The 11593-nt window shown below is 69.1% G+C and carries 7 protein-coding genes and 1 pseudogene; 1 reads left to right on the forward strand and 7 read right to left on the reverse strand.

Features of this window, described 5'->3' with window-relative positions; all coding sequences use genetic code 11:
- Positions 1 to 100: 100 nt before the first annotated feature.
- Positions 101 to 1243, reverse strand: coding sequence for a histidinol-phosphate transaminase (locus HMPREF9056_RS02350; protein ID WP_009402395.1), 1143 nt, complete (start codon positions 1241 to 1243; stop codon positions 101 to 103).
- A 99-nt stretch (positions 1244 to 1342) separates the two neighbouring features.
- Positions 1343 to 3328, reverse strand: a complete 1986-nt coding sequence (locus HMPREF9056_RS02355) for a cation:proton antiporter (protein ID WP_009402396.1) — start codon at positions 3326 to 3328, stop codon at positions 1343 to 1345.
- Positions 3329 to 3383: 55 nt separating this feature from the next.
- Between HMPREF9056_RS02355 and HMPREF9056_RS02360 the strand changes: the two genes are divergently transcribed.
- The gene (locus tag HMPREF9056_RS02360; RefSeq protein ID WP_009402397.1) at positions 3384 to 5711 is read left to right on the forward strand and encodes a RecQ family ATP-dependent DNA helicase; all 2328 of its coding nucleotides are present in this window, start codon (positions 3384 to 3386) and stop codon (positions 5709 to 5711) included.
- A gap of 48 nt (positions 5712 to 5759) precedes the next feature.
- On the opposite strand, the gene HMPREF9056_RS02365 is transcribed toward HMPREF9056_RS02360, so the two are convergent.
- The 5 genes and pseudogenes from HMPREF9056_RS02365 to HMPREF9056_RS14535 all read right to left on the reverse strand — a co-directional run.
- Positions 5760 to 7256: a hypothetical protein gene (locus tag HMPREF9056_RS02365; protein ID WP_034513466.1), complete on the reverse strand. Its 1497-nt coding sequence runs from the start codon at positions 7254 to 7256 to the stop codon at positions 5760 to 5762.
- Between the two features lie 94 nt (positions 7257 to 7350).
- Positions 7351 to 9309 carry a DUF2334 domain-containing protein gene (locus HMPREF9056_RS02370; protein ID WP_009402399.1) on the reverse strand — a complete coding sequence of 653 codons (1959 nt, stop codon included), beginning with the start codon at positions 9307 to 9309 and terminating at the stop codon, positions 7351 to 7353.
- The gene (wecB, locus tag HMPREF9056_RS02375) at positions 9306 to 10508 is read right to left on the reverse strand and encodes a non-hydrolyzing UDP-N-acetylglucosamine 2-epimerase (protein ID WP_034513468.1); all 1203 of its coding nucleotides are present in this window, start codon (positions 10506 to 10508) and stop codon (positions 9306 to 9308) included. The genes HMPREF9056_RS02370 and wecB overlap by 4 nt, the downstream gene beginning before the upstream one ends.
- Positions 10509 to 10577: 69 nt before the next feature.
- The gene (locus HMPREF9056_RS02380; protein ID WP_009402401.1) at positions 10578 to 11291 is read right to left on the reverse strand and encodes a hypothetical protein; all 714 of its coding nucleotides are present in this window, start codon (positions 11289 to 11291) and stop codon (positions 10578 to 10580) included.
- A pseudogene (locus HMPREF9056_RS14535) lies at positions 11288 to 11593 on the reverse strand (multidrug transporter); the annotation flags it as partial. The gene HMPREF9056_RS02380 and the pseudogene HMPREF9056_RS14535, both read right to left, overlap by 4 nt.

Genomic DNA, 11593 nt, shown 5'->3' on the forward strand with positions numbered 1-11593 from the left:
CGTTTCAGCGGTACTGATTGTCTTAAGACTGTCCTAAGAGGCACATCAACTGGTGGTCACCCTACCGGTCCTCGGCTCCGTCCGTGTAGGGCACCGCGGTTCATCCCGCGATGATCGCGGCCAGGGCGCCGCGCAGCCGCTCCATCTCCTCGGGCGTGCCGATACTGGCCCGTAGGAAGCCATCAGGACCAACGACGCGGATGAGGACCCCGGCGTCGAGCAGGGCCTGCCAAACGGCCTGGCGGTCGGGAAACGGGCCGAACAGGACGAAGTTGGCGTCCGACTCGTGCACGGTCAGTCCCTGACCTCGCAGCCAGGTCACCAGGGCGTCGCGCTCATCGCGCAGGGAGGCGACCTGGGCCATGAGCTCATCACGGTGGGACAGTGCGGCCAGGGCGGCGGCCTGGGTGACGGCAGAGAGGTGGTAGGGCAGGCGCACGATGCGCAGGGCCTCGACCAGGGTGCGGTCTGCGGCCAGGTAGCCCAGGCGCAGCCCGGCCGCCCCGAAGGCCTTGGACATGGTGCGGGTGACCGCCAGGTGTGGGTTGTCCGGTCCCAGCAGCTCCAGGGCGCTGGGCACACCGGGCCGGCGGAACTCGGCGTAGGCCTCGTCGATGACGACGACGCAGTCGGACGCCCTCGCCGGTGAGCCGATCTCGGCTCCCAGCACGGGCCCCCGGCCGCGGGCCGCCTCAAGGATCCTGCTGATGTCCTCCAGCGGCAGGGCCGTCCCGGTGGGGTTGTTGGGGCTGGCCAGGATGACGACGGCGGGGCGCAGCTCCGTGATCGCGGTCACTGCAGCGTCGGTGTCGATCGTGAAGTCCTCACGCCGCGGGCGTGTGACGTAGTCCGTCAGGGTGTTGCGGGCGTACTCGGGGTACATCGAGTACGTGGGGGTGAAGGTCAGGCAGGTGCGTCCGGGGCCGCCGAAGGCCTGCAGCACATGGAGCATGACCTCATTGGAGCCGTTGGCCGCCCAGATCTGCTCTGGGGTGAGGGCGACGGCGGACTCGGCTCCGAGATAGTCCGCGAGCGCCTCCCGCAGCCGGGGGAAGTCGCGCTCCGGGTAGCGGTTGAGGCCCTGGGCGGCCCGGACCACCGCGGTGGCGATCGTCTCGATGACCGCGGCCGAGGGCGGGTAGGGGTTCTCGTTGACGTTCAGCCGTACGGGGACATCGATCTCCGGGGCCCCGTAGGGGGCCTCGCCCTCCAGGTCCGGTCTCAGGGGCAGGTTCGCGCTCACGTCAGGAGTCTACGGGTCGGGCTCCCTTCGTGGGCGGATCCCCTCAGCAGGTGGGATCCACTAGTATCGAAGTGCCATTCGCAGCGACGTGATGAAGGTTCAGTGGGGCTCGCCGGTCAGCATGATCTCCTGGAAGTCGAGGCGGTCCAGGGCGTGCTCCAGGGAGTCTGCCGAGTACAGGCCCTCGTCTCCGGCATCCAGGAGAGCCTCGCGCTGAGCCCGGATCATGTCCAGGGCACGCTCTCGCATCGGGGCGAGCTCGCCGTGCCGCCAGGTCGGGTCGGTCCATGCCTTGGCGACAGCGGCCGGGGAGAGGACGATGTCGCTGCCCTCCCGTCGCAGCAGCACGTGCTGCTCGGGCGTGAGCGCGGCGTTCTCAGCGTGCTTGACGTCCTCACCGCTCTGCGCGGCGGTCGCAGGCCTGTCCGGCCCCGCCGCGGTGGCGGGTGAGGCGGGCTCATCGGGGCCGGTCGGCTCGGTGGGCGAGGAGGGTACGGGCTTATTGCCGAACGTCCTTGTGGCACCGGTGGCGACGACGTCGTGGATGCTGCGGCTGGGAGGCTCGCGGCTGTCGGTGACGGCGTCACGGGCAGCACTGACCAGCAGCGAGATGACAGCGGCCTTCTCCTCCTCGTCCGCGGGGCCGGCCATCGCGGGCCTGACGATACGTACCAGTGCGGGCAGTGTCAGTCCTTGGATCGTCAGCGAGCCGGCTGCCACCAGCATGGCCACCAGGAGGAGGAAGGTGCGGTGCGGCGCCGTGGTCGGCAGGGTCTGGGCCGCGGCCAGGGTAATGGCGCCACGCATGCCCGCCCAGACGATGACGGCGCCCTCGCGTGAGCGCAGGGGCTCGGCCGCGAAGTAGTCCAGGTCAGCGCCCCGGCGTCGGACTCGGCTGGAGATGCGGCGTGCACGTCGGGCGATGCTCTCGTGGCTGGGCTCTCGCCGAAGCTTACGGTGGACCTGGGGGAAACGGCGGCGGTCCCAGGGGACCTGAGGCATCTCGGCCTCGCCGCGCACAATGGCGGAGCAGCGGTTCTGGAACTGGTGGATGGCCTCCTCGTTCTCCTCCCAGTGGGTGGCCCACCGCGCGGTCCTGTGACTGAGGAGCTTGAGCATCGGCGCAACGACGAGGGCCCGGATGACGACGGTCAGCGCCCCGACGACGACAGCAACCCCGATGGCCCGGCGAACGCCGAGATCCGAGGCGTCCACCTTTTCGACAATGCCGAAGAACTCCAGCCCCATGACCAGGAAGATGAGTCCTTCCAGGGTGAGCTCGACGGTGTGCCAGTTGGTGCGTGAGGCCACGCGGTGGGCCGGCGGCAGCATCCGGGGGCCGCGGTGTCCGGTGATGAGCCCGGCGACGACCGCGGCCACCAGGCCCGAGCCGTGCATGTGCTCGGCCGGGATCGCCGCGAGGAAGGGGACGGTGAAAGACACCACCGTGTCCACCGTGGGGTCAGTGATGTGTGAGCGCACCCGCAGACTCACCTCGCCGACGAGCCAGCCCACTCCCAGGGCCACCAGCACCGCCAGGGCGAAGCCGCCCAGCACGCCCCCGACACTGACACCGCCCGACGTGGCGGCCGAGACGGCCGAGGACAGGACCACGAGTGCGGTGGCGTCGTTGAGCAGCCCCTCTCCCTCGAGAACGGTGATGATGCGCTGAGAGACTCCCAGCCTGCGGGCAATGGAGATGGCCACGGCATCGGTAGGGCTGAGGATCGCCCCCATGGCGATCGCCCAGGCCAGGGAGAGCCCAGGAACCAGGAGGGTGAGGAACACTCCGATGCCCGCCGCGGACAGGGCCACCAGCAGGATCGCCAGGACCGCCACCGGGGCCAGCTCGCGACGGAAGTTGATGGTTGAGATACTCACCGCCGTCGAGAACAGCAGCGGGGGGAGGATTCCTTCCAGAACCACCTGAGGGTCCAGCTCGACCGCCGGAATGAATGGCAGAAAGCCGACGGCGGTGCCGCCCGCCAGGAGGATCAGCGCCGGGGCGACACCAATACGGTCACTGAGCTGGGAGGCCGCTGCGATGGCCAGGGTGCCCAGCACGGCGATGATGAGGAGGTCCATGGGCCAAGGGTAACCAAGGCGTCACCGGCTCGATCATCCGCGCTACCGTGGCCCTGTGACGATCACAGGCCCTGGGGACCCTGAGTACTCTGAGCATTCTGATCTGCTCGACTCGCCCGTGCGGGAGCGGGCCGAGGCCGTTCTGCGCACGCTCGTAGGCCGTAACGAGGCCCGGCTGCGTGAGGACCAGTGGCGGGCGATCGAGGCGCTTGTCGTCGACCGCCGCCGGGCCCTGGTGGTCCAGCGCACGGGCTGGGGCAAGTCGGCCGTGTACTTCGTGGCAACGGTGCTGCTGCGTGAGGGCTGGGGCGGCTGGCGACCTGGTGCGCCACGACCCTGCCCCGAGGCACAGGACCGTTCCGAGAGCGTCGGAGCGAGCGTCATCATCTCGCCGCTGCTGGCCCTCATGCGCGACCAGGTCGCCGCTGCCGAGCGTGCCGGGATCCGGGCCGTGACCATGAACTCGGCCAATGTCACCCAGTGGGAGGAGATCGAGACTCGGATACGTATCGGTGAGGTGGATGTTCTCCTGGTCTCCCCCGAGCGCCTCAACAACCCGGTCTTCCGCGACGAGGTCCTGCCGCACCTGGCCGACAACGCCGGACTGGTGGTGATTGATGAGGCCCATTGCATCTCGGACTGGGGACATGACTTCCGCCCGGACTACCGGCGCATCCGTACCCTGCTGGCCGAGCTGCCGCCGCGTACTCCGGTCCTGGCGACCACGGCGACCGCCAACGCCCGGGTCAGTGCCGACGTCGCCGAGCAGCTGGGGGCGGCTCCGTCGCCGGCCGGGGTGGCCGACTCACAGGTCCTGGTGCTGCGCGGCGCCCTGGAGCGCAGATCCCTCCACCTGGGGGTGAGGATCCTGCCAGATGCCGCCACCCGCCTGGCCTGGTTGGCCGCCTACCTGCGGCGCGTGCCCGGCAGCGGCATCGTCTACTGCCTGACTGTCTCGGCTGCGCTGGAGGTCGCCGAGCACCTGAGTGCCTCAGGTGCGGAGGTGGCCGCCTACACGGGGCAGACCGACGCCGCTGAGCGCGAACGTCTGGAGGAGGACCTCAAGGCAGATCGGGTTAAGGCGCTGGTGGCCACCTCTGCCCTGGGGATGGGTTTTGACAAACCGGATCTGGGCTTCGTGGTGCACGTGGGAGCACCGTCCTCTCCGGTGAGCTACTACCAGCAGGTGGGGCGTGCCGGTCGCGGCGTGGAGCGGGCCGAGGTGGTGCTGCTGCCGGGAAACGAGGACCGGGCGATCTGGGAGTGGTTCGGCTCCCAGGGCTTCCCACCCGAGGACCAGGTTCGTGAGGTCCTGGCCGGGCTGGACAAGCAGCGGGAGACCGGGGCAGGGCCGATGTCGACTGCGGCCCTGGAGACGGTGACCTCGTTACGGCGCACCCGGCTGGAGTCCATGCTCAAGGTCCTTGACGTCGACGGCGCCGTACGCCGGGTACGTGGTGGCTGGGAGTCCACCGGCCTGCCCTGGTCCTATGACACTGAGCGCTACGCGCGAGTCGACGCCGCGCGTCGGACCGAGCAGGAGGCGATGGTCGCCTACGAGCGGCTCGGCTCCGCTCCTGCCTCTGCGGATGCGGGCCCACCCTGCCGCATGGCCTTCTTGAGGTCGGTGCTCGATGATCCACACCTCCAGCGGGGGTGGCGCTGCGGGGCCTGCGACCTGTGCGGAGGCCTGGATCTGCCCGACGCCCCCGATGAGCAGCATGTAGGCGCCGCTCGTCAGGTACTAGAACGCGCTGGGGTCGAGTTGCGAGCGCGCCGGCAGTGGCCCACCGGGATGGAGCGTCTGGGACTGAGCCGCTTCAAGGGCCGCATCGGCGCCGGGAGGCAGGCGGCCACAGGTCTGGCCGTGAGTCGTCTGGACGGGCTCGGGGCCTCGACGGCCCTGCGTGAGCTGGTCGCCTCCGATGAGGACGGCGAGGTCCCGGGCACCTTGAGGCCGCTGGTACTCCAGGCTGTGGACCGGCTCAGCGAGATCATCGGTGACCGGAGAACCGGCGGTGTCGAGACAGGTGAGAAGCAGATCTCCGTCGTCATCGTGGACTCACGCACCCGGCCGGGGCTGGTCCGTCAGCTGGGGCGGGCCGTGGCCGCACGGATCGGTGGCAAGCCGCTGGGGGTCGTAGGGATCAGTGGCCAGGATCCGACTCGTCACGATGTGGGCTCGGCGTTCCGCCTGGCGGAGGTGGCCCGCCGACTGACGCTTCAGACATGGTCCGCGCAGATGCTCGAGGAGCTGCGGGCCTCCGTGGTGGTCCTGGTGGACGACTGGAGCGACTCGGGCTGGACGCTCACGGTGGCGGCCTCCCTCTTGCGCGAGGCAGGGGCGGCGGCGGTTCACCCCTTCGTCCTGGCTCAGAGATAGAGCCGGGCGGGCGCCAGCGCCCCGCAGCGCCCGTCCGGTTCAGCGGCGCTAGAACCCATTGGATGCTGCCGCCAGCGCCGGAGCCACCTGGCCGCCGGGGGTACCCACCTGGTCCTCAAGGTAGTACCACCAGAAGGGCGCCCCCCAGGCGTCGGAGCGTCCCAGCGCCGCACCGGTGACGTACTCGGCGACGGCAGTGCGGGCCACCGAAGGATCAGTGGCCGATCCGAACCACCACGGACCGTTGTTCAGGTCCTCACCCCCGTACCCCAGCTCGGTCACGGCGATCCGGGAGGCCGGGAAGGCGGTGTCCAGGGTCGTCAGAACGCGGTCGGCGGCTGTTCCCAGCGGGTGGAGCTGAGGGTAGACGGACAGTCCGACGACGTCGACCAGGTCCCTGATCGGCTGGGTGATCTCTTTGGCGGCATAGCTGAACAGGGAGTAGGCGGGGTCCGCCTGTCCGAGCTGGTAGTACAGCGTCAGTACCGTCGTGGCGCTGGTGCGCTCACGTACCGCCCTGGCCGCGCGCTGGGCCTTGGCCACCGGGCCGGTGCCCAGCCAGTCCCCTCCGATCTCGTTGCCGATCTCCCAGGCGTCCACACTGGGCAGAGCCTTGATGAGGGAATCGACTCGCGTGTCCCAGGCCGCATCACTCAGCACGGCCATGTCGTGGGAGTCGCAGATCTGGGCCAGGGCCATTCCGCCCTGCGCGTGGAGGGCGTCCACCGTGGTGCGCCAGCCGGCCATCTCCTGGGCGTCCGCGGGGTCGCCGATCACCAGGCGGGCTGAGACCTTCCGCTTGCCGCCTCCCGGTCCGCTCGGGGCCAGAGCGGCGGCGATCTCAGCGGCCGTGGGCACTCGGGTGAAGGTCACCCCGATGATGGCATCCTGCGGGGCCTGGGCCACCAGCGCCCGGTCCAGGGCGAGCTGGGCCCCGGAGGCCGCCTCCAGGGCCGAGACGGCCAGGCGACCTCTGTCCGCCCAGGACTGTGCCGTGGTGCAGGCGTCCAGGGACTCCTGGGCGGAGGCCCGCAGTGGCACCGCTTCCTCAGATCCCTTGAGGCCCTGCGCGGTGGCCTGCTGGTAGCGCTCGGTCTGACGGTCGTGGAGGGTCCGGGCCGCCAGCTCGAGGAGGTCGTGCTCACCGGAGACGGGCAGATCGGCCATGAGGGCCGAGTACCCGTGACTGGTGGGCCATGACATGGCCAGGGTGCAGGCGCGCCCTATGGGCACATCGATGCCGATGGCTCCGCCCTCGTCCTGGTAGAGCGGCCCGACGGCGATGACCTCCAGGGTGCTGGTGTCCAGCAGGGCGTCGTCGTAGCCGGGCTCGCCCTTGCCGTTGGACTGGATGCCCCGCAGCGCCTCGAGGTTGAGAGGGCTGCCCTGAGCGTCGGTGACGTGGAGGCTCAGGTGAGTGGTCGCCCCATCCCCCATGGCCGGCGGGGCGGCCACATGTCCGCGACCACAGGAGGACACTGACGCTCCCAGAACCCCGGCGCCCAGAAGCGCCAGCACCCTTCTGCGGTTTGTCTCAAGAGTCATGAAGTTATTATTCCTGTCTCCTGAGAGATCTTCCGGCCAAGCGGTCCCACAGTGGTGGGTCGCGCCCGCCTGCACACGTGGTTGAGTATCGTCGTCACTTCAGCTCCGAGGCTGTGACGAAGGTGTACCCCTCGGCCTTGATACCGGCGACGATCTTCTTCAGCTCGGGAAGCGGGTAGTAGGGGTGGAAGAAGAAGCTGGCGGTGGCGTGAGTGTTCACGAGGTTGAGCTTGGCCGCATCGACGACCTCCTGGGCCAGGCGCGGCGGGTGCTGGTTGATCTCATTGGGCTCGAAGTTGCCCAGGTTCTCCGGCAGGACGTGTGTCCCGTAGGGGTCGTTGACCGCGTAGGGGAAGAACTGTCCGTAGTAGTCGTGCGGACCGGCCTGGGTGCTGGTCAGGGTACCGGCGTAGAGGAGCTCGCGCTCATAGCGCACCGGGTACTGCTCGCCGATACCGTAGTAGGCCTCACGGGTGGCCGAGTAGTGCGGGGTCTCGAAGATCTCCGGAGTCGGCAACCCGACCTCACCGAAGATCTGGCGCCCCTGCTCCACACGCTCCGCGGCCCATGCCTGGGAGGTGCCCGGCAGAGCGCCTCCGATCTGCACGTAGGACTTGTCCTCGCAGTCGATGGCAGGTGCCTTCGTGTCGTTCGTCGCCGAGCACCACGAGCGGATGAACTCGAAGTCGTCGGCGGACACGGCGTTGTAGGGGTTGTCCAGGGTGCCGAACTGGTGGGTGGTGCCGTGCTGGACGATCGTGCCCCCCTTGCTGACCGCGTCCTGGAGGACCGCCACCAGGTCGGGGGTGTCCTTGAGGGTCATCTGCTTGGCCACACCGTTGTTCTCCGTGCCCTTGGGGTCGGTGTACATGGGCACCACCGCCATCTGGAAGGGCACGTTCTCGCTGTGGAGGTAGTCGACGATCGCCTGGAGCTCCTCGGGGTCGCTGTCCGGGGTGATGTCCTCCAGACGCACGGCGGCCTGGCGGTACTGCTCGGCGTTGGGCTGGAGGAAGTCCAGCAGGATGTCGGCGGCGGCGATGTACCGGTCCTGCTCACCGAGGTAGGTCAGGGGGATCTCCCCGATGAAGGTCAGTCCCGAGGAGCTGACCGCCCAGGGGAAGGAGCTGGTACCGGACTGGGCGACCGAGGCGCAGGCCGTGGCCGCGCCATCGGGCTTGGAGCACTCCGCACGTCCCAGGACCTTGACGTCCTGCTCGCGAGTGATGTGCGGGGCGATGATCCCGCCGGTGTTGAGCTCGTTGCGCTTCAGGGAGGCGCCGTTGTAGCTGATCTTGGTGACCCTGTCGGTGGAGTCGATGTAGGACGTGGCGGGGTCCCAGCCGTAGCGCTGGGTGAAGGCGGCGCGGTCAGCATCGGTCTTGGCCAGCTGCCAGATGTTGAAGCCCGACCACATCACCGGGATGTTGCCGGTGAGGGCGTCGTCGATGAAGGCCCTCGGCAGGGGCTCGTCGTAGGTGGAGCCGACGTAGACCACGTTGGTGAAGCGGCCGGCCAGGCCCGCTACGTAGTCCTTGACCGGAAGGGTGGTGACGGCTCCCGAGTGGCTGGCCAGCGTACCCATGCTCAGGGCGTAGTACTCCCCCAGCTTGGCGTAGTCACCGGTCGTGTCGAACAGGACCAGGGTCGAGGCCGGTCCCGCGTCCTGGCTGGAGAAGCTCACGGCGCCTACCGGCACCTCCGGGGCGTTCTGGGTCAGATCCCGCTGCTGAACCTGCCCCGCAGCGGGCGCGGGCTTGTTCAGGTCGACGTCGGCCTGCTTGTCACCCTTGAGGGGCAGCTCCTTCTTGGCCGCGGCGCCGGGCTCGGGCGGAGCCGGGAGGGGATTCTTGGCAGGGTCCGCATCGTTGGCCTGTGCGCCGCCAGCCGGCTTCGCCGCGATCGCCTGGCCCGCGACCGGGGCCTGGGAGACGGCCGACTGGGGCGTGGCCTGAGCAGGACCGACGAAGGCGATGGAGGTGCCCAGGCAGACCGCGATGGCGACCAGCGCAAGGCGACCCCGTCGGGCGGACAGAGTGGTCGGGGAAATCATGAGCTCTCCTTGGAAGAGTTGGGAACGGGCTCGAACTCGGGAAGGGGAACACCGCGGCCAAACAGGGCAGCGGTGGCGGCTAGGATGCGCTTGCAGGCGTGTCCGTCTCCGTAGGGGTTGGCGGCCTGGGCCATGGCCGTGTAGGCCGCCTCGTCGGTCAGCAGGGTGGAGACCCTCTCGACGATGCGGTCCTCATCGGTTCCGACCAGCTCTGCCACCCCGAAGGCGACCGCCTCGGGACGTTCGGTGTTGTCCCGCATGACCAGGACCGGCTTGGACAGTGCGGGGGCCTCCTCCTGGACGCCCCCGGAGTCGGTCAGGACGACGTCGGAGCGGTCGATGAGCGCGCAGAAGGCGCCGTACTCCAGTGGGTCGCACCAGATGACGTTGCTGTGGCCCTCGATCTGCGGCAGAAGGTCCTCACGGACCTTGGGGTTGCGGTGAACCGGCAGCACGAAGAGGACCTCGGGGTGCTGCTCGGCCAAGCGGGCGATGGCGCGTCCGATCGAGCGCATCGGCTCGCCCCAGGACTCCCGACGGTGGGCGGTGACCAGAACGACCCGCCGGGAGGCGTCCTCCAGCGCGGCTGCCAGATCCTCATCCGGTGGTGGGATCCGGCGGTCGACGGCGATCAGGAGCGCATCGATGACCGTGTTGCCGGTGACGCGGACGGCCTGGGGATCGGTGCTCTCGCGCAGCAGGTTGTCCCGGCTGGTGGTGGTGGGACACAGGTGCAGGCTGGTCACCTGACTGATGAGGCGCCGGTTGGCCTCCTCGGGGAAGGGCGAAGAGATATCGCCGGTGCGCAGGCCAGCCTCGACGTGGAGGACCGGGATCTCGTGGTAGAAGGCCGCGAGCGCTGCGGCGAAGGCGGAGGTGGTGTCGCCCTGGACCACGACGGCGTCGGGGCGGTGGGCCTCGATGGCCCGCCCCACTCCTTGCAGGGAGCGGTTGGTGACCTGGGTGAGGGTCTGCCCCGGCGAGTGGATGTCGAGGTCGTCATCGGGCACGATGCCGAAGAACTCGTGGACCTGGTCGAGCATCTCGCGGTGCTGTCCGGTGACGACGACGATCGGGTTGAAACGCTCGTCGTCGCGCATGGCGGCCACCAGAGGCGCTAGCTTGATCGCCTCCGGTCGGGTGCCGTAGACGAGCATGACCCGCAGTGGGCCGCCCGTTGGGGTGGGATCTGTTGTCATAGGTTCTCCTGCTCAGGTGTGTCGGGAACGGGGCGGGTTGCGCTGGCCGGTGGCCGGCTGGGGTCGACCTCACTCGTCCTCGGTGATCGGGGCGAAGGTGACGTCGGAGTCCTCGCAGTAGGCCGCCACGGCACCGGACCGGTAGGGGGACTCGGAGTCGGTCACGGTCCCGAGCTCCTGTCCGTCCACGGTGATGGTGAAGGAGACCGTCGCCGGGTTGGTGGTGTCGATCGTGACGGCGACGTCGTGACTCGTCCCTGGCGGGTAGACGGGTGTGTTACCGGAGGACAGGAATCGCTGGGCGCCCTCATAGGCGGTGTCCTGCTTGGAGACCTCCCAGCCGTTGGGCTTGAGGGCCAGGGCGTAGAAGTGGTTGTTGTCGGAGTAGTTCCACAGGAGCCAGGCGACCTCCCATGCGTTGGGGTTGCCGTCCTCGCGCAGCTGCCTGACGGTGGTCATCCTGGTGTGGATCGTCTGCACGTTTCCTGCCCCGATCTCGACCGTGGTGGACTTGGCCAGTCCTGCGTGGGTCTTGTCCTGGGAGTCGGCCGAGGTCGGCTTGAGACGCAGCAGGCCGTCGGAGCACGACGCCTCGCCGTAGCCGTCGAAGATGATCTCCCAGTGGGAGCATTTCTGGGCATCGGTCTCTCTGGCTTGGCAGTACACGGTGATTCCTAGAATCAGTGCCAGGACGCAGCCCACCAGTAGTGCGCGGCGCAAGATCCTGCTGTGACGGGATCCGTCGAGGGCTCCTGCGTGCTGAGGCGCGTTGGTGGCTGTCATCTCATCTCCTCGTTGGTCAGGTTGCTGGCTGCACGGTGGTTGTGGCTCCCGATGATGGCGGTGTCGTTGAGTGAGGAGCCGGCTGGCGGGGCGCTGCCCCTGGGGGCCGCGAGGGGAACCACCCCGACAGGCCTGTCCGTCGGGGGATGGCCGTCCGGAACCGGTGGGCTTCCTGGCACCTGCCCGCTGGGACCGGCGGCTGCAGCGGCGTGGGAGGGCTGCACAGCCTGAGCCGGCTCCGCCTCTCGGGCGGTCTTCGCCCACCCGGTGCGCCCGGTCAGCTCCCGGGCCACGGCCCGCCA

Origin of the sequence: Actinomyces sp. oral taxon 170 str. F0386 (assembly GCF_000195595.1) — a bacterium.
Classification (GTDB): domain Bacteria; phylum Actinomycetota; class Actinomycetes; order Actinomycetales; family Actinomycetaceae; genus Actinomyces.

Bases quoted from the DNA above. Each gene is read 5' to 3' on its own strand.
- HMPREF9056_RS02365 (WP_034513466.1), bottom strand. From the start codon at position 7,256: ATGACTCTTGAGACAAACCGCAGAAGGGTGCTGGCGCTTCTGGGCGCC.
- wecB (WP_034513468.1), bottom strand. From the start codon at position 10,508: ATGACAACAGATCCCACCCCAACGGGCGGCCCACTGCGGGTCATGCTC.
- HMPREF9056_RS02370 (WP_009402399.1), bottom strand. From the start codon at position 9,309: ATGATTTCCCCGACCACTCTGTCCGCCCGACGGGGTCGCCTTGCGCTG.
- HMPREF9056_RS02355 (WP_009402396.1), bottom strand. From the start codon at position 3,328: ATGGACCTCCTCATCATCGCCGTGCTGGGCACCCTGGCCATCGCAGCG.
- HMPREF9056_RS02380 (WP_009402401.1), bottom strand. From the start codon at position 11,291: ATGACAGCCACCAACGCGCCTCAGCACGCAGGAGCCCTCGACGGATCC.